General features: G+C 72.6%; 17 protein-coding genes. 7 read left to right on the forward strand and 10 right to left on the reverse strand.

The features are described from left to right. Positions 1-49: 49 nt before the first annotated feature. On the forward strand, positions 50-1,495 hold the full coding sequence (locus tag AC1VWI_RS27355; RefSeq protein ID WP_499513654.1) for an ABC transporter permease: 1,446 nt from the start codon (positions 50-52) through the stop codon (positions 1,493-1,495). 98 nt (positions 1,496-1,593) lie between these two features. Continuing rightward, positions 1,594-2,280: an ABC transporter ATP-binding protein gene (locus tag AC1VWI_RS27360; RefSeq protein WP_499513655.1), complete on the forward strand. Its 687-nt coding sequence runs from the start codon at positions 1,594-1,596 to the stop codon at positions 2,278-2,280. A 90-nt stretch (positions 2,281-2,370) separates the two neighbouring features. On the opposite strand, the gene AC1VWI_RS27365 is transcribed toward AC1VWI_RS27360, so the two are convergent. Together AC1VWI_RS27365 and AC1VWI_RS27370 are read right to left on the reverse strand one after the other, a co-directional pair. Further along, complete coding sequence (locus AC1VWI_RS27365) at positions 2,371-2,883, reverse strand: hypothetical protein (RefSeq protein ID WP_499513656.1); 513 nt, start codon at positions 2,881-2,883, stop codon at positions 2,371-2,373. A 142-nt stretch (positions 2,884-3,025) separates the two neighbouring features. Continuing rightward, the gene (locus AC1VWI_RS27370; protein ID WP_499513657.1) at positions 3,026-6,373 is read right to left on the reverse strand and encodes a S8 family peptidase; all 3,348 of its coding nucleotides are present in this window, start codon (positions 6,371-6,373) and stop codon (positions 3,026-3,028) included. Between the two features lie 290 nt (positions 6,374-6,663). Between AC1VWI_RS27370 and AC1VWI_RS27375 the strand changes: the two genes are divergently transcribed. Next, the gene (locus AC1VWI_RS27375) at positions 6,664-7,674 is read left to right on the forward strand and encodes a LacI family DNA-binding transcriptional regulator (protein ID WP_499513658.1); all 1,011 of its coding nucleotides are present in this window, start codon (positions 6,664-6,666) and stop codon (positions 7,672-7,674) included. An 18-nt stretch (positions 7,675-7,692) separates the two neighbouring features. Here the strand turns inward: AC1VWI_RS27375 and AC1VWI_RS27380 are convergent, their stop codons facing one another. The 3 genes from AC1VWI_RS27380 to AC1VWI_RS27390 form a co-directional block, all read right to left on the reverse strand. After that, a complete protein-coding gene (locus tag AC1VWI_RS27380; protein WP_499513659.1) occupies positions 7,693-8,799 on the reverse strand; it encodes a serine hydrolase domain-containing protein in 1,107 nt (368 codons plus the stop codon). Between the two features lie 69 nt (positions 8,800-8,868). Further along, positions 8,869-9,513 carry a peptide-methionine (S)-S-oxide reductase MsrA gene (msrA, locus tag AC1VWI_RS27385; RefSeq protein ID WP_499513660.1) on the reverse strand — a complete coding sequence of 215 codons (645 nt, stop codon included), beginning with the start codon at positions 9,511-9,513 and terminating at the stop codon, positions 8,869-8,871. Next, positions 9,510-10,550: a hypothetical protein gene (locus AC1VWI_RS27390; protein ID WP_499513661.1), complete on the reverse strand. Its 1,041-nt coding sequence runs from the start codon at positions 10,548-10,550 to the stop codon at positions 9,510-9,512. The genes msrA and AC1VWI_RS27390 overlap by 4 nt, the downstream gene beginning before the upstream one ends. A 66-nt stretch (positions 10,551-10,616) precedes the next feature. On the opposite strand from AC1VWI_RS27390, the gene AC1VWI_RS27395 reads away from it, so the two are divergent. Next, entirely contained in the window at positions 10,617-11,771 is a 1,155-nt protein-coding gene (locus AC1VWI_RS27395; protein ID WP_450388435.1) for a cystathionine gamma-synthase, read from the forward strand. Between the two features lie 146 nt (positions 11,772-11,917). Here the strand turns inward: AC1VWI_RS27395 and AC1VWI_RS27400 are convergent, their stop codons facing one another. Genes AC1VWI_RS27400 through AC1VWI_RS27410 form a run of 3 tightly spaced genes read right to left on the reverse strand, consistent with a single transcriptional unit; the run spans position 11,918 to position 13,148 of the window. After that, on the reverse strand, positions 11,918-12,160 hold the full coding sequence (locus tag AC1VWI_RS27400) for a hypothetical protein (protein ID WP_499513662.1): 243 nt from the start codon (positions 12,158-12,160) through the stop codon (positions 11,918-11,920). Continuing rightward, entirely contained in the window at positions 12,157-12,621 is a 465-nt protein-coding gene (locus AC1VWI_RS27405) for a sigma factor-like helix-turn-helix DNA-binding protein (protein WP_499513663.1), read from the reverse strand. The genes AC1VWI_RS27400 and AC1VWI_RS27405 overlap by 4 nt, the downstream gene beginning before the upstream one ends. 32 nt (positions 12,622-12,653) lie before the next feature. Then, a complete protein-coding gene (locus AC1VWI_RS27410) occupies positions 12,654-13,148 on the reverse strand; it encodes a MarR family winged helix-turn-helix transcriptional regulator (RefSeq protein ID WP_499513664.1) in 495 nt (164 codons plus the stop codon). A gap of 232 nt (positions 13,149-13,380) precedes the next feature. Between AC1VWI_RS27410 and ilvA the strand changes: the two genes are divergently transcribed. The 3 genes from ilvA (at position 13,381) to AC1VWI_RS27425 (ending at position 16,568) form a co-directional block, all read left to right on the forward strand. Further along, on the forward strand, positions 13,381-14,541 hold the full coding sequence (ilvA, locus tag AC1VWI_RS27415) for a threonine ammonia-lyase (RefSeq protein ID WP_499516927.1): 1,161 nt from the start codon (positions 13,381-13,383) through the stop codon (positions 14,539-14,541). Between the two features lie 210 nt (positions 14,542-14,751). After that, positions 14,752-15,714 (forward strand): ATP-binding cassette domain-containing protein, encoded by a 963-nt coding sequence (locus AC1VWI_RS27420; protein ID WP_499513665.1) that lies wholly within the window; start codon positions 14,752-14,754, stop codon positions 15,712-15,714. Then, a complete protein-coding gene (locus tag AC1VWI_RS27425; RefSeq protein WP_499513666.1) occupies positions 15,711-16,568 on the forward strand; it encodes an ABC transporter permease in 858 nt (285 codons plus the stop codon). Before AC1VWI_RS27420 ends, AC1VWI_RS27425 begins: the two co-directional genes overlap by 4 nt. Positions 16,569-16,656: 88 nt before the next feature. Here AC1VWI_RS27425 and greA read toward each other — a convergent pair whose 3' ends face one another. After that, positions 16,657-17,154: a transcription elongation factor GreA gene (gene greA, locus AC1VWI_RS27430; RefSeq protein ID WP_499513667.1), complete on the reverse strand. Its 498-nt coding sequence runs from the start codon at positions 17,152-17,154 to the stop codon at positions 16,657-16,659. A gap of 179 nt (positions 17,155-17,333) precedes the next feature. Next, entirely contained in the window at positions 17,334-17,744 is a 411-nt protein-coding gene (locus tag AC1VWI_RS27435) for a DUF4307 domain-containing protein (protein ID WP_499513668.1), read from the reverse strand. Positions 17,745-17,816 lie beyond the last annotated feature (72 nt).

Genomic DNA, 17,816 nt, shown 5'->3' on the forward strand with positions numbered 1-17,816 from the left:
GCACCGCCTCCCTCCCGCTTCCCGTTCTCCTGACTCGGCGAGGAATCGCATGTTCTTCACGTACCTCCGGCGCGAACTCCGACGCCGCAGAAAGGCGGCGCTCGTCATCGCGATGGGCCTCGCACTGGGCATCGCCCTGGTGATCACCGTCAACTCGGTGTCGGCCGGCATGACGCAGGCCCAGGGCAAGGTGCTGGAGTCGTTGTACGGCCTGGGCACCGACATGACCGTCACCAAGGCCGCCGACCCCGACTCGGCCTCCGCGCAGCGACCGCGCTTCCAGTTCGACGCGCGCGGCGACGACAAGGAGCAGAGCAGCGACCGCGTCATGGTGCAGGGCTTCCAGTCGCTGAAGTCCTCGGTCGTCGACCAGGTCTCCGAGCAGAGCGGGGTCAAGGACGCGGTCGGCGGGCTCAGCCTGGTCGTCATCAAGGTCAACGGCCAGTTCCAGCGCGGTGAGTTCCAGCAGGCACCGGGCAGCGGCAACCGGCAGCGGGGCGGCGGCAGCGGCCAGCCGCAAGGCACGGTGCGCGGTGGCGGAGCCAACTTCGACATCAACAACTTCACCGTCTTCGGCACGGACGTCGCGCACCCCGCCCTCGGTCCGCTGACCTCGTCGAAGATCACCTCGGGGAAGACCTTCACCAGCGCGCAGGACGACGCCAAGGTCGCCGTGCTCGACAGCGCGTACGCGAAGCAGAAGAAGCTGACCGTCGGCAAGACGCTCACGATCTCCGGCACCACGTTCGAGATCATCGGCATCGCGACCGCCGACAGCGGCTCCTCCTCCGCCAACGTCTACATCCCGCTGAAGCAGGCGCAGACGCTCGCGGACGCCAAGGACAAGGTCACCACGGTCTACGTCCAGGCCGCCGACTCCCAGAAGATCGGCTCCGTCAAGTCCGCGATCCAGAAGAACATCTCCGGCACGACGGTCACCACCTCCTCCGACCTGGCCTCGACCGTCTCCGGTTCGCTGTCCACGGCCTCCAACCTGGCGTCCAACGTCGGCAAGTGGCTCTCCATCGCCGTCCTGATCGCCGCCTTCCTCGTCGCCGGGCTGCTGACCTCCTCCGCGGTCTCCCGCCGGGTGCGCGAGTTCGGCACGCTCAAGGCGCTGGGCTGGAAGAGCGGCCGGGTGACGCGCCAGGTCATGGGCGAGGCGATCGTCAACGGCCTCATCGGCGGCGCCCTCGGCATCGCCCTGGGCCTCGGCTGCGCCTACCTCATCACCACGATCAGCCCCACGCTGGACGCCACCGTCGGTGGCGGCGGGAGCGGTGGCGGCGGAGCGGGCGGCCCCGGTGGCTTCGGCGGCCCCGCCCGGCGCGCGGCCGGTGACGCCGTCGAGATCGCCCTCCAGGCACCGGTCAGCGTCAACACCATCGTCCTCGCGGTGGTCCTGGCGGTCGCGGGCGGTCTGATCGCCGGGACCTTCGGCGGCTGGCGGGCCTCGCGGCTGCGCCCGGCCGACGCCCTGCGCCGCGTCGAGTAGCCGCACCCGCCCCACGAGACCGGGGGCCGCGTGCCGCACGTTCCCCCCGGCGTGGCGCGGCCCCCACCCTTCCCCTTCAGGACTTCAGGAGTCATCTCATGTACAAGCTGAGCGGCGTGACCAAGCGCTACTCGCGCGGCAAGGACACCGTGCACGCGCTGCGCGGCGTCGACCTCGTGATCGATGACGGCGACCAGCTGGTCATCCAGGGCCCGACCGGCGGCGGCAAGTCGACGCTGCTGCAGATGCTCGGCGGCCTCGACCGCCCGACGGAGGGCTCGGTGGAGCTGGACGGCACCGACCTGGCCCGGCTGAGCGAGGCCCGGCTGACCAAGGTCAGGTCGCAGAACATCGGCATCATCTTCCAGAGCTTCAACCTGATCCCGACCCTGACCGCCCAGGAGAACGTCGAGACCGCCCTCGTCCCGCTGGGCGTCAAGGCCTCCGAACGCCGTGCCCGCGCCGCCGAGGCCCTCGCCTCCGTCGGCCTCGGCGACCGTCTGCACCACCTGCCGGGCGAGTTGTCGGGTGGTCAGCAGCAGCGTGTGGCGATCGCCCGGGCGCTGGTGAAGCGCCCCAAGGTGCTGCTCGCGGACGAGCCGACCGGAGCCCTCGACGAGGACACCCGCGACGAGATCCTCGCCCTGCTGGAGGGGCTGTGGAAGGAGTACGGGCTGACCTTCGTCATGGTCACCCACGACTCCGCCATCGCCCGGCGCGCCACCCGGGTCGCCACCATCAAGAAGGGCCGGGTCACCGTCACCGAGCGGGCCCCCGCGGCCTGAGACCGCCGCACCCCGGCCCCCCGGCCCCCGTACCCACCCCGGTCCCCACCCCCGGCCCCCGGCGCCCGTCGCCGGGGGCCGAGCGGCGTGTCAGTCCGTGACGCCCAGGTCCTCGCGCATCAACCGCTGCAGCGTCCGCAGCAGCGGTTCGGCGTCCTTCAGGTCCTCCAGCGCGCCCTGCGGGCTCTCGCCGTCCCGGGCGAGGCCGCGGTCGAGCCGCTTGGCCGCGGCGTCCGCCGCCGCCAGGACGCGGTTGACGTCCCGCGAGGCCTCCAGGACGCGCTCCGGGACGATCATCTGCGCCTCGGCGTACCGGTCCCGGTACTCCCGCCGGGACTCCTCGACCTGGTCCCGCTCCTCGGCGGCGTAGACGCCGTCCCTGATCCGGTGCAGGGCGTCCTTCAGCAGCGTGTGGAACTGCCGCGAGGCCCGGTTCACCGCCGTGTACGCCGCCCGCCGTTCCTCGAACCGGCGCAGCCGTTCCGCCTCGGCTGCCTCCGCCAGGCGGCGCCGGTCGGTGCCCCGCTGGGCGAGCACGGGCGCGAACAGGGTGCCGAGCACCCCGACGACGGCGGTGATCATCGCACCGAGCGTGGCATTCATGGTCCGCTTCCTATCCCGCCCTCCCGGGCGTGGGGAGCCGGCCGGTCGCGCCGAGCGCCGGCCGGCAGCGTGCGCAGGCGGGCGACCCGCGCGGAACGGAGCTCCGTTCCGCGCGGGCCGCCCTGATACCCGCCTGGTCCTGCTACTTCGCGAGGTACGCGTTGTAGATCACCTGGGACAGGGTGTTGCCCTTCTTGTCGCTGACCAGGGCCTTGAAGGAGACGCCCTTGCCCGCCTTGGGGTTCTTCAGCGTCACCTTGCCGCCCTTGACCGTCAGCTTCGACCAGTGCGCCCCGCCGTCGGTGGAGACGTACACCTTCAGCGACTTCAGGTTGCGGCCCGCGGCCGCACCCTGGACCGTCACCGGCACCTTGACCGTGGCCTTCGCCTTGGAGGTGCTCGTGGCGGACAGGGACGGGGTGAAGCGCACCACGGAGACCGGCAGCGTGGCCGGGACGTCGCCGCCGACGTGCTGGGAGGAGAACGTCCAGGACGCGGTGACGCGGGTGCTGACCGCCGCGGTCGTGGCGCGGGTCACCGAGGTGGTCAGCCGGTAACCGGCCTTGCGGCCGTCGACGGTGAAGGAGGCGCCGTCGTCGAGCGCGACGTCGTGGCTCCCGACCTTCGTCCCGTTGCGGTAGAGGGTCGTGGTGGCCTTGTCGTACGACGCGAAGCCGCTGTGGCCCTGGCCGTCGGTGAACAGGCCGACGGTGCCCCAGATCTCGTCACCGGAGCGCACGATGCCGGAGTACTTGTCCAGCTTCGGCCCGAAGACGCCGACGTTGAAGCTGCGGCTGTAGCTCCTGCCCTTGGTGAAGGACCGGGCCGGGGCCTCGTAGTAGCCCTCGGGGACCTCACCGGAGGAGTCGGTCTGCAGGAAGTCCTGGGCCCACCTGACGCCGGAGCCGTTGACGTACACGGTCCTGGTGAACGGCAGCCCGGTGAGGAAGCCGCTCGGCGTCACCATGGCCGCGTTCACGAACGGGGTGGTGAAGACCGCGCCGAGCTTGCGCTTCACCGAGGAGCCGCCGGTGGTGGTGATCTTCGCCAGGTCGGTGCTCCGCACGGTCTTGGTGTAGCCCGTGTAGAACGACTTCGTGCGGCCGTACGCCACCGTGTAGACCTTCGAGCCGTGCTCGAACAGGCCGGCGACGGTCGCCTGGTACTCGGCGGCGGTCAGCGCGGGACCGGAGTGCGCGGTGCGGAAGTCCCGCAGCGTGCCGGTGTTGAAGCTGAGGCCGGTGCCGGCGGCGCCGTGGTTCAGGTTGTAGCCGACCATCAGGTCCGACTGCCGTACGGCCCGGTCCGGCAGCGTGAACGCGAACGGCTTGGCCTTGCTCGCGTCGAGCGTCACCTCGGTGTCCCCGGTGAGCTCGACCAGCGGGCGGCTCACCCAGTTCGCGCTCTTGAACGTCCGGCCGTCGGCCGCGAGCTTCACGATGAGGCTGTCCACGGCGTAGCTGCCCTTGGGCAGGCGCAGCGCCGTGCTGCCGTTGTCGTTGGTGACCTCCTCGAACGCGTCGCCGTCCAGTCCTACGACGAGCGTGTCGTAGGCCGTCGCCGGCCGTCCGTCGCGGTCCAGGTTGGTGATCCGCAGGTCGTACGACTCGGCCTCGCGCACCACGCCCGCGGCGGTGCGCACCGACCGCGTGCCGTCGCCCGCCACCACGGCCGCGCTGTAGGCGCCGTCGGCGGTGCCGAGGGTGGTGTCGGCGGTCAGCGTCGCCTCCGCGGTGCCGCCGGCCGGCACGGTCACCTGCTGCTTGTCGAGGGTGAAGAACCCGGCCGGCGCCGCGGCGCCGTCGGGGTCCTTGCCGGTGACCGACAGGTCCAAGGTGACGTCGGTGCCACCGGAGTTGCGGTAGGTGATCGTCCTGGACTGCTGCACGTCGTCGGCGTGCGGCCAGCGGGCGACGCCGAAGCTCAGCGAGACCGGGTCGGCGACCACCTCCTGGTGGATCGCCCGGGCCAGGTCGATCTGGCCGGAACCCTGCTGGAAGGCGGTGTAGCCGCCGTCCGTCGTGGAGCCGGTGAGCGCGGCCTTGATCTGCCGGCCCGTCCAGTCCGGGTGCTCCTGCGCGAGGATCGCCGCGGCGCCCGCCACGTGCGGGGTGGCCATCGAGGTACCGGAGATGGTCAGGTAGCTCCGGTCCTCGGTGTGCGGGACCTCGGGGTCGGTGTCGATGACACTGCCCTTGGCCGCGGCCGCGGTGATGTCCACGCCGGGGGCGGTGACGTCGGGCTTGACCGCGCCGTCGCCCACGCGCGGGCCGCGCGAGGAGAAGCCGGCGAGCTTGGAGTCCTGGTCGACCGCGCCGACGGTCAGCGCGGCGTCCGCGCTGCCGGGGGAGCCGACGGTCGAGGCGCCGTCGCCCTCGTTGCCCGCGGCGATGACGAACAGCGTGCCGGTGTCCGCGGACAGGCGGTTGACCGTCTCCTCGATCGGGTCGACCCCCGGGGTGTCGCCCCCGCCGAGGCTCAGGTTGGCCACCTTGGCCCCGGAGGCGGCGGCCCACTCCAGGCCCGCGATGATCCCGGCGTCGTCCCCGAAGCCGTCGTCGTCCAGCACCTTGCCGCTGATGATCCGCGCGCCCGACGCCACGCCCTTGTAGGCACCGGCCGACTTCTCGCCGGTGCCGGCGGCGATGGAGGCGACGTGGGTGCCGTGGCCGAAGTGGTCGAGCAGGTTGTCGGCGGTGGAGAAGTTCTTCTCGGCGACGACCCGGCTGGTCAGGTCCGGGTGGCTCTTGTCGACGCCGGTGTCCAGCACCGCGATCGTGACGCCGGTTCCGTCGTATCCCGCGTCCCAGGCCTCCGGCGCGTGGATCTGCCGGGTGTTCCAGCTCGGTTCGGCCGCGGCCTTCTGGATCGCGTTCAGCCAGACCGTGCGCAGGCCGGACTCGGCGGTGGCGTACGGGGAGCCCGGCGCGGCGTCGGTCAGCGCCGTCCAGACTCCGGCCGCGGCGTCCTCGGGCGCGGTGACGGACTCGCCGCCCAGCGCCGTGAAGGTGTGGGTCACCTCGGCGCCCTCGGCCCGGTGCAGTTCGGCCCGCGCCTCGGGGCGGCTGCCCCGGTAGGTGACGATCAGTCCGATGCCGCGGCGCTGGGCCGCCTTGCGGTACTCGGCCCGGCTCAGCGTGGTCACGTCGAAGAGCCGGCGGTCGACCCGGCCCTTCGCGATCAGCTGCACCGCGTCCTGCGGGACGACGTAGACGTGCCCGTGCTGTCGGCGTATCTGCACCGGTACGTCCTCGCGCCCCTTGGCGCGTTTCAGGGCGACGGGCCTGCCCTGCGAGTCCACGGCGACCCGGTCGCCGGTGATCAGCGTGATCCACACGCGGTCCTTGACCGCCGTGGCGGACGCGGAGCCGGCCGGCCCCGTGGCCGCCGGCCCGGCCGCCGAGGCCGGTGCGACGGTGCCGGCGGTCAGTGCCGCCGCGACCCCCGTTGCGAGCGCTGCCGCGCGCGCCTTCTTCCATCGTCGGTGCAACGTATCCCCTTGTGTCTGCGTCATGACACGCGGGAGCGCTCGTCCCCGGGCGCGCGCACGCGATGTTCCCCCACGGCGTTCCCCCCGGCGAAGCCCCCGCCTTGCCGACGCAGTATGTACCGTCTGTCGCGGACATCTCAAGAGTCACTTCGTGAACGGATTGCCGGATCCGGCCTCAGTGTTGTCGAAGCGCTTCGACACCTGTCTGGACAGGGATATCGGGTCCCCGGTAGCGTCTGAGTCGAAGCGCTTCGAAAGGTTTCGACACTTCCCGGGGGACGGAGAACGACATGGCCACACTCGCTGAGGTAGCCCGCCACGCCGGAGTCTCCGCCAGCACCGTCTCGTACGTCCTGAGCGGCAAGCGGTCGATCTCCGAGGGCACGCGCCGCCGGGTGGAGCGGAGCATCCAGGAACTCGGCTACCACCCGCACGCGGGCGCGCGGGCGCTGGCCAGCAGCCGCTCGAACATCATCGCCCTGATGGTGCCGCTCCGTACAGACATGTACGTCCCCGTCATGATGGAGATCGCGATAGCCGTCGCCACGACGGCCCGTCAGCACGGCCACGACGTACTCCTGCTCACCGGCGAGGAGGGCCCCACCGCGGTCCGGCGGGTCGCGGCCAGCGGACTCGCGGACGCGATGATCCTCATGGACGTCGAGCTGGAGGACGAGCGCATCCCGCTGCTGCGGGCCGGGAACCGTCCCGGCGTGCTCATCGGCCTGCCCGCCGACACCGCCGGACTCACCTGCGTCGACCTCGACTTCGCCGCCACCGGCGCGCTCTGCGCCGACCACCTCGCCGACCTCGGCCACCGCTCGGTCGCCGTCGTCGGCGAGGCCGCGGCGGTCTACCGGCGCCACACGGGCTTCGCCGAGCGCACCCTGCAGGGCCTGCGCTCCCGCGCCGCCGCACGCGGGCTCCGGCTCATCCACCGCCCCTGCGAGGGCAGTTACGAGTCCACCGCGGGCACCCTCTCCCGCATCTTCGAGGAACGGCCGGACACCACCGCGCTCGTCGTCCAGAACGAGTCCGCCATCGCCCCCCTCCTCGCGCTCCTGCGCCAGCAGGGCCGCGCCGTGCCCGAGGACGTCTCCGTCGTCGCCGTCTGCCCCGACCAGGTGGCCACGCAGGCCGCCCCCCAGCTCACCTCGGTCGCCATCCCCGCGCAGCAGATGGGCCGGCACGCGGTCGAACTCGTCATCGCCAAGCTGGGCGGCAGCCCGACGGAGGAGGTCCGCCTGCTCGGCCCCGAACTCACCGTGCGCGCGAGCAGCGGCCCGGCGCCGTCCGCCTGACGACCGCGGGGCGGGCGCTCAGGCCCGCAGCCCCTGGAGCCCGTCGTAGGCGGCCATGACGAGTTCCATCCCGCGGGTGTCGTCCGCGGGTTCGCGCATCTGGTTGGGCACGTACGCCACCGTCATACGGGCCTCGGGGTCGATCATCACGAGCGAGCCACCCCAACCGCCCCACCCGAAGCTGTTGCCGAACAGCCCGTAGCCCAGCCCCCAGCGGACCGGCATGCCCAGGCGGCGGTCCTCTCCGCTGAACTGCTCCTCCCGCGCACGGTCGCAGCCCGCCGGCGACAGCAGCCGCACCCCGCGCACCGTTCCGCCGCAGGCCAGCACCGACTGCACGAGGGCGACCGAGCGGGCGTTGCCGAAGCCGCTCGCCGCCGGGATCTGCGCGCGACGCCACGCCACGCCGTTCCCGTCACGGAGCCGCACCGCGGTGCCGGAGCCGGGCGACGCGCTGCCGCCGGGCGCGCTCGCGGCGTAGTCCTCGTCCCGGGACGGCGGCGGGACGGCGGGCGCCACGCGGGGGTCGTGCTCGGCGGGCAGTCCGATGTGGAAGTCGGCGCCCAGCGGTCCGGCCACCTCCTGTGCGAAGAAGCCGCCCACGCTCCGGCCGGTGATCCGGCGTACGACCTCGCCCACCAGGTACCCCTGGGTGAGCGAGTGGTACCCGGCCGCGCTGCCCGGTTCCCACTGCGGCGCCAGCGCCGCCAGTCGCGCGGTGGCGGACGGCCAGTCGTAGAGCCCGTCGATCGGCCCGTCCCAGTCGGGCAGGCCCGCGGTGTGCGCGAGCAGGTGCCGCACCAGCACCTTCTCCTTGCCCGCCGCGGCGAACTCCGGCCAGTACCGGGCGACCGGCGCGTCCGGATCGAGCGCGCCGCGGTCGGCCAGGACCAGCGCGCACAGTGCCGTCATCGTCTTGGTGACGGACCAGACGTTGGTGATCGTGTCCCGCTGCCACGGGACCGTGCGGCCCGCGTCGGCGAACCCGCCCCAGACGTCCACCACCGGCTCGCCGTCCACGAAGACCGCGACGGAGCCCCCCGCGTCCCCGTCGTCCAGCAATCCGGCCAGCGCGCCCGGCACCGCGGTGAACAGGTCGTCGTACGTGCCCTGGATATCGGCCATGCGCCGTATTAGCGCGTACCGGCCGGGCGCAGGCAATCGAATTTCCCGGCCGGGACCGGCGGGAGGGGCTCAGCCACCGGCCTTCGCGATGCCGACCGGGCAGGAGACCCCCGTCCCCTCGATGCCGCAGTAGCCGCCGGGGTTCTTGTCCAGGTACTGCTGGTGGTACGGCTCGGCGGCGTGGAAGGGGCCCGCGGGGACGACCGCCGTGGTGATGGTGCCGTGCCCCTTGGCGCGCAGGGCGGACTGGTAGGCCTCGCGGGAGGCGAGGGCCGTCGCGAGCTGCCCGGGGGAGTGGGTGTACACCGCGGAGCGGTACTGGGTGCCGACGTCGTTGCCCTGGCGGTGGCCCTGGGTGGGGTCGTGGGCCTCCCAGAACACCTTCAGCAGCTCCCCGTACGTGAGCAGCGCCGGGTCGAAGACGACCCGCACGACCTCGGCGTGGCCGGTGAGGCCGCTGCAGACCTCCTCGTACGTCGGGTTCTCCGTGTACCCGCCCGCGTAGCCGACGAGCGTCGTCCACACGCCGGGTGTCCGCCAGAAGACGCGCTCGGCGCCCCAGAAGCAGCCCAGCGCGAAGTCGGCGACCTCCAGGTCGGCCGGGTAGGGGCCGGTGAGGGGCCTGCCGAGCACGGTGTGGCGGTCGGGCACCGTGTGGAGCGGGGCGGGACGGCCCGGTATCGCCTCCTCACGGGAGGGCAGGCGCGGCGTCAACGGGTGCGCCCGCGCTCGGAGTTCCACTCCAGCCCCGCGAGCGCCTGCGCCCGGCCGGCGGCGTACGCCGCGGCCGGGTCGGCCTCGTAGGCCCAGGGGGCCGCGCCCGCGTAGCCGTCGACGGCGCGGAACTGCTCGACCGCCTCGGCGAAGCGCTCCGCGCGCAGCAGGAAGGCCGCCAGCAGGTGCCGCACCACGGGCAGCACCGGGTCGGAGGGGGAGGCGTGCTCGGTGGCGTAGAGCGCGCCGCCGATGGCACGGGAGACGACCTCGCTCTCGTAGAAGCTGCGGACGAGGATGACGTCCGGCAGGTGCGCGAAGACCTCGAAGAGGGGCAGGGCCGGCAGCAGGCTGCCCTCGGGCGCGGAGGAGGCGGCCCGCTCGGCGAAGTCGCGTGCGGCGTCCTCCGGGAGGCGGGCGAGGGCGGCCAGGTGGGCGCCCATGTGGTGCGGGGCGCGGGAGGCGACCTTCTCCCAGACCGTGGCGAAGTCCGCGTCCGCGGCGAGCGCGACGACGTACGGGACGGGGTCGCCCGGCGCGAGCAGCGCGGCCTCGTCGGCGACCGTGCGGGCCTCCTCCAGGATCATCGGCACGTCCGGGGACCCGGCCGGCTCACGCCGGGCCCGCTGCACCAGGAACGCCGCGTGGACGGCCGCCCCGCCGGCGTCCTTAGGGTCCTCGACCCGCCAGGTGCGCAGCCACGCCGCGCCCGTGCCGGGGGACTGCGTCAGCTCGACCGCCGCGGCGCCGGCCAGGGTCTGGACCCGCTGCCAGCGCAGCTCGCCCGCGGCCGGGGTGCCCTTGAGGAGGGCGGCGACCGCGCGCCAGTCCTGGGTGCGCTGGGTCACGGTCAGCGCCTGCGTCAGCTCGTCGTCCGGACCCGGCAGCCGGATGTCGATCTCCTCCCGGGGCACGAAGCCGTACCGGGCGGGATCGACCGCGGCCACGGCCCGCACGCCGCGGCCGCGCAGCATGCGGGGCACCAGCACGATCGCCGAGATCAGCAGAACGCCGTACAGCACCCACAGGAATTCCATGATGAGCAAGCCTACGCGGGCCCGGCCGGCACGTCCCGGCCCGCGGCTCGCACTACGCTCGGCGGTATGAGCGAGCAGCAGCACCAGAACTTCGAGACCCTCGCGATCCACGCGGGTCAGCCGGCCGACGCCCAGACCGGGGCCGTGGTCACGCCGATCTACCAGGTCTCCACGTACAAGCAGGACGGGGTCGGGGGCCTGCGCGGCGGCTACGAGTACAGCCGGTCCGCCAACCCCACGCGCACCGCGCTGGAGGAGAACCTCGCGGCGCTCGAGGGCGGCCGCCGCGGCCTGGCGTTCGCGTCCGGCCTGGCCGCCGAGGACTGCCTGCTGCGCACGGTCCTGAAGCCCGGCGACCACGTGGTCATCCCCAACGACGCGTACGGCGGCACCTTCCGGCTCTTCGCCAAGGTCGTCGAGCGCTGGGGCGTGCAGTGGTCGGTCGCCGACACCTCCGACCCGGCGGCGGTCCGGGCCGCGCTCCGGCCGGAGACCAAGGTGATCTGGGTGGAGACGCCCAGCAATCCGCTGCTCGGGATCACCGACATCGCGGCGCTGGCGGACATCGCGCGCGGCGCGGACGCCCGGCTCGTCGTCGACAACACCTTCGCCAGCCCCTACCTGCAGCAGCCGCTGGCGCTCGGCGCCGACGTGGTCGTGCACTCCACCACCAAGTACATGGGCGGGCACTCGGACGTGGTCGGCGGCGCGCTGGTCGCGGCCGACGCGGGGCTCGGCGAGGAACTGGCCTACCACCAGAACGCGATGGGCGCCGTCGCCGGCCCCTTCGACGCGTGGCTGGTGATGCGGGGCATCAAGACGCTCGCGGTGCGCATGGACCGGCACAGCGAGAACGCGGCCCGGGTCGCGGAACTGCTCTCGCTGCACCCGAAGGTCACCCAGGTCTTCTACCCCGGGCTGCCCGAGCACGCGGGGCACGACGTCGCGGCCAAGCAGATGAAGCGGTTCGGCGGGATGGTCTCCTTCCGCGTCGCGGGCGGCGAGGAGGCGGCCGTCGAGGTGTGCAACCGGGCGCGGCTGTTCACGCTGGGCGAGTCCCTGGGCGGCGTCGAGTCCCTCATCGAGCACCCGGGCCGGATGACGCACGCCTCGGTCGCGGGCTCCGCGCTGGAGGTCCCGGCGGACCTGGTGCGGCTCTCGGTGGGCATCGAGTCCGTCGACGACCTCCTCGAAGACCTCCGCCAGGCCCTGGGCGCGTAGCGCCCCGTTGCCGGGTGCGGCGCGGTTGTGGTTGCGGTTGGGGTTTCTCCCCCCGCGGGAGGGTGGGGGACGCCCGCCGCCGGCGCAACGGAGCCGCACACGACGACGGGCCGCACGGGGCACCCCCGGCCATCCGGCGGAGCCGGTCACCAGTCGCCGGGCGTCGTGTCGAGCGGCTCCGCCGCCGGCCACCACAGCACCGCGAGGACGAGCGCGACGACGACCGCCACGACGAGCAGCGTCCACAGGACGGCGTGCAGCACGCGGCGGCGGGCCAGGACGCGGCGGCCGCGCTCGGCGGCGCGCGGGGCGAGGTCCACCGGCACCGCGGGGTGAGGCCCGTCGAGCAGCCGGCGGACCTCTTCCTGCTTGCGGTCGTACGGGCTCACGACGCGACCTCCCGCACCCGGGCCGCCGCCCCGCCGCGGGCGGGCCGGCTGCGCAGGGCCGCGCTGGCCCGCAGGGTGATCGCCCGCACCCGTTCCGACGGCATGCCGAGCTGCGCGGCGGCCTGTTCCTCGGCGATGCCCTCGTACAGCCGCAGCACGATCACCAGCCGCTCCCGCACGTCGAGCGGCCCGAGCACCCCGCCGCGCGGACGGCGCCACCAGGGCCGGTGGGCGAAGCGGCGGACGATCTCGGCGCGGGTGCAGGCGTACGGGTCCTCGCCGCGCATCCGGAACCAGTCGGCGTAGCTGCGCGCCAGGGCGGCGCACAGCAGCTCGGTCCCTTCCGCCCGGTCCCCCGTGAGCAGGACGGCGACGTGCAGCAACCGCCCTGCCGCGCCCGCCGCGAACGCCTCGAACTCGGCCTCGCGCAGGCGCTCCGCTGCCTCCCGGCGCTCTCCCACAGCGACATGGGACGGCAGACGACGACCTCAGGTCAAGAGCTCTGCTCGTCCCCTTGCGTGACGGAGGAGTGGTACTGCGCGAGCGCGCCGTTGAACCGGCCGAGGAGGTCGGTGAAGGACTCGCGCTCCTGCGGCGTCCAGTCCTCCGTCACGACCGCCATGAGCTGCTGCCGCGAGCTGCGGACCTCCTCCAGGCGGGAACGTCCGCGGGGGGAGAGCGCGAGCACGACCGCCCGTCCGTCCTCGGGGTGGGAGGTGCGCTTGACCAGTCCGCTGTCCACGAGCGGGGCGACCTGGCGCGTGACGGTGGAGGAGTCGATGCCCATGCCCTCCGCGAGCGCCTTCACGCCCATCGGGCCCTCGTTGTCGAGGCGGTGGAGCAGCAGGTACGCGGCCCGGTCCATGGAGTTGCGGGCCTTGCCGACGCCACCGAGGCGCGTCTGTTCCGCGCGGCGGGCGAAGAGCGCCACCTCGTGCTGCAGGCGCTCCAGGAGGTCGGTCGTGATCTCCGAGGGGGGAATGGGCATGGCCGGAAGCTCGCGTTCTGTCGGTCCTGCGAAGGTTGGGAGAAGAGTACGCGGAGAGCGTCACCCCGGGACCCCGCCGCGGAAAACTGCTCGGTCCGTCCGGGCGGTGGCCGCTGCTGCAAGACTGGGGACCATGGAAAGCCCCGCACGTCCGGCACGTCGCACCAGTCGCGCGGTGGTGGCCGCGCGGCCGTCTCCGGTCACCATCGACGATGTGCGCGGCGCGCACAAGATGCTGTCGGGCGTGGCCCGCGTGACCCCCATGGAGGGCAGCCGGTACCTGTCCCGTCTGGTGGCCGCCCCGGTGCACCTGAAGTGCGAGAACCTGCAGCGCACGGGCTCCTTCAAGGTGCGCGGCGCCTATGTGAGGATCGCCGGTCTGCGGCCGGAGGAGCGTGCGGCGGGCGTGGTCGCGGCGAGCGCCGGCAACCACGCGCAGGGCGTGGCGCTGGCCGCGTCGCTGCTCGGGGTGCGCTCCACCGTCTTCATGCCGTCCGGCGCCCCGCTGCCGAAGGTCGCGGCGACCCGCGACTACGGGGCGGAGGTGCGGTTGCACGGGCACGTGGTGGACGAGACGCTGCGCGCCGCCCAGGAGTACGCGCAGGAGACGGGCGCGGTCTTCATCCATCCCTTCGACCACCCGGACATCGTCGCCGGGCAGGGCACGGTGGGCCTGGAGATCCTCGACCAGTGCCCGGAGGTGCGCACGATCGTCGTGGGGATGGGCGGCGGCGGGCTCGCGGCCGGTGTGGCGGTGGCGGTGAAGGCGGTGCGTCCCGAGGTGCGGGTCGTCGGCGTGCAGGCGGCGGGCGCGGCCGCCTATCCGCCGTCGCTGGCGGCGGGGCGGCCGGTGGCGCTGGACGCGGTGGCGACCATGGCGGACGGGATCAAGGTGGGCTGCCCGGGAGAGGTGCCGTTCGCCATCGTCCGGGACCTGGTGGACGAGGTGTGCACGGTCACCGAGGACGAGCTGTCCAGTGCGCTGCTGCTGTGCCTGGAGCGGGCGAAGCTGGTGGTCGAGCCGGCCGGGGCGAGCCCGGTGGCGGCCCTGCTGTCGCGGCCGGAGGCCTTCGACGGGCCGGTCGTCGCCGTGCTGTCCGGCGGCAACGTCGACCCGCTGCTGATGGAGCGCACCCTGCGGCACGGCATGGCGGCCGCGGGGCGCTACATGTCCTTCCGGCTGCGGCTCACGGACCGGCCGGGAGCGCTGGCGGCGCTGCTGGAGATCCTTTCGGCGAGTGACGCAAACGTGCTGGACATCGCGCACGTGCGCACGGATCCTCGGTTGGGGCTGACCGAGGCGGAGGTCGAGCTGCAGCTGGAGACCCGCGGCCCCGAGCACCGGGCCGCCGTGGCGGCGGCCCTGCGGACGGCCGGGTACGTGCTGCTCTGAAGCCGTTCGGTCCGGATTGTCAGTGGCGTGCGGCATGGTGGAGTCAGGGTGTCGTGGACGCGGGACGGCGCGTGCGGGCGGAGCACGGATAAATCCGCTTGACGCGATATATCGCGTCTGGGATGCTCGCGACACATCGTGGTGCGCTGCCGTGCGGCCGCGTGCCTCCACAGTCCCCATGCACCCCAAGCCCCGAATCGGAGACATCGCATGCCAGGCGCCATCCATGCCGAAGGTCTGGTGAAGACCTTCGGTGACGTACGGGCACTGGACGGAGTGGACCTCGACGTCCCTGAGGGGACCGTCCTGGGCCTCCTCGGCCCCAACGGGGCCGGGAAGACGACCGCCGTACGCGTCCTGACCACCCTGCTGCAGCCCGACAGCGGCAAGGCCGTCGTGGCCGGCATAGACGTGCTGAAGCACCCCAACGAGGTGCGCCGGCAGATCGGCCTGTCCGGTCAGTTCGCGGCGGTCGACGAGTACCTCACCGGCCGCGAGAACCTGCAGATGGTCGGCCAGCTCTACCAGATGAGCGCCCGGGACGCGAAGGCACGTGCGGCGGAGCTGCTCGAGCGCTTCAACCTCGCCGAGGCGGCCGACCGTACGGCCAAGACCTACTCCGGCGGCATGCGGCGCCGGCTCGACCTGGCGGCCGCGCTGGTCGTCAGGCCGCCGGTGATGTTCATGGACGAGCCGACCACCGGCCTCGACCCCCGCAACCGCCTCGCGCTGTGGGAGGTCATCCAGGACCTGGTCGCCGGCGGCACCACGCTGCTGCTCACCACGCAGTACCTGGAGGAGGCCGACCACCTCGCCCACGACATCTGCGTGATCGACCACGGCAAGGTCATCGCCCGCGGCACCTCCGACGAGCTCAAGGCGCGGACCGGCGGCGAGCGCGTCGAGGTCGTCGTCCACGACCGCGAGCACCTGGTGACCGCCACCGAGGTGCTGAACGGCTTCGGCAAGGGCGAGACCGCCGTGGACAACCACACCCGGCGGATCACCGTGCCGGTCACGGGCGGCGCCAAGCTGCTCGCCGAGGTCATCCGCGAGCTCGACACCCGCGGCATCGAGATCGACGACATCGGTCTGCGCCGGCCCACGCTCGACGACGTGTTCATGTCCCTCACCGGCCACGCCGCCGAGGAGAAGGAAGAGGAGTCCCAGTGACCACGGTGACCGACGCGGTCCCCACCAGCGCGCCGCGCACCTCCAACCCGATCGTGCAGTCCGTCCGCGACTCGCTGGTGGTCGCCCGGCGCAACCTGATCCGCATGCTGCGCATCCCCGAGGTCGTGATCTTCGGCCTCGTGCAGCCGATCATGTTCGTGGTGCTGTTCAGCTACGTCTTCGGCGGCTCCATGAACGTCGGCGGCTCCACCAGCCCCGCGCTCTACCGCGAGTTCCTGATGGCCGGCATCTTCGCCCAGACCGTGACCTTCGCCACGGCGGGCGCCGGCGCGGGCATCGCCGACGACATGCACAAGGGCCTCATCGACCGCTTCCGGTCGCTGCCCATGGCCCGCGGCGCGGTGCTCACCGGCCGCACCCTGGCGGACCTGGTGCAGACCGCCCTGACCGTCGTGGTGCTCGCCATCGTCGCCGTGCTCGTCGGCTGGCGCGTCCACGAGGGCCTGCCCAAGGCGCTCGCGGCGTTCGGCCTGCTGCTCCTGCTCGGCTACGCCTTCTCGTGGATCGGCGCCCTGATCGGCCTGTCCGTCCGTACCCCGGAGGCGGCCACCTCCGGCGGTCTGATCTGGCTGTTCCCGCTGACGTTCATCTCGAACGCCTTCGTGGACTCCAACCAGATGACCCCCTGGCTGCGGCACATCGCCGAGTGGAACCCGTTCAGCGCCACCGTGCTGGCCTGCCGGGAGCTGTTCGGCAACCTGCCGCCGAACTACCAGACCCCGGACGTCTGGCCGATGCAGCACCCGGCGCTCGCCTCGGTGCTGTGGTCGATCGTCATCATCCTGGTCTTCCGCACCCTCGCGGTGCGCAAGTACCGCTCGGCGACCGCCTGACCCCGGCCCGCAGGCGCACGCCCGCGGCACACGACGAGCCCCCGGCCTTCCGGCCGGGGGCTCGTCCGCGTCTTTGGGGGGGGCGGCGTCAGCCGCTGTGCGGCTTGGCCTCGATGATCCTCACCGAGGCCTTCTTGCCGTTCGGGAGCTCGTACGTCGCGTCCTCGCCGATCTTCTTGCCGTTCACGCCCGAGCCGAGCGGGGACTGCGGCGAGTAGGTCTCCAGGTCGGAGGAGACGTACTCACGCGAGCCGAGCAGGAACGTCAGGGTGTCGTCGGGGTCGCCGTCGAAGGCGATCGTCACGACCATGCCGGGCGCGACCACGCCGTTGTCCGCCGGTGCCTCGCCCACCTTGGCGTGCTGCAGGAGCTGCGTCAGCTGGCGGATCCGGAGCTCCAGCTTGCCCTGGTCCTCACGCGCCGCGTGGTAACCGGCGTTCTCCTTGAGATCGCCTTCCTGACGGGCTTCCTCGATCTTGGCGACGATCTCGGTGCGTGCGGGACCCGACAGGTGCTCCAGCTCTGCCTTGAGCTGGTCGTACGCCTCCTGGGTCAGCCAGGTGACGTTCTCGCTGGTCTGGGTCACAGGTGCTCCTCGTCGTACTCGAACTCGCTTGCTTACAAATGAACGCCCTACCCAAAAAGATGCGTCTTCGCGGGAGGGCGAAACCACGAGCGTAACAATTCCCCCCGACAATCGGCGAGAGGGAAATCATCAAGAAGCGATAAACGCAGGTCAGGGGGCGAATGACCGGGCAGGTCGGATCATCGGGCGGGCTCGCAGCCGACCAGTTCCGCGGTAGTGCCGCGACTGGTGGTGCGAATGGTGACGACGGTGTCGATGCGACCGGTGTGCTGATTGAGGCGAACGTCCTTGCGGCCGACTTCGCCGTGGTCCTCGGCGAGCGAACGCAGGGTGCACACCGCGGTGACCCCTGTGTCCTTGCGCACCTCGATGTGGACCTGGACCTCCTGGTCGGAGACGACCTGGAACTTGATCAGTTCGGCGCTGACCTCGGTACCGGTGAGCTTGTCCCAGCCGATCCAGCCGACGAACAGCAGCAGCACCACACCGAGCACCGAGCCGACGAGCCGCAGCCTGCGGTCCGCACGCGCGTCGGCCCCGGCCTCCCGCCCGTACCGTCCCTGGGGCAGTCCGTCGCGCACCGCGCTCATCGTTCAGTCCTCCCGGGGCCCGGGGAATCCCGCCTTGGAATCAAACAGCCCCTCGCTTCGGTCACTATAGAA

The sequence above is a fragment of the Streptomyces sp. TOM-9 genome (assembly GCF_056858595.1).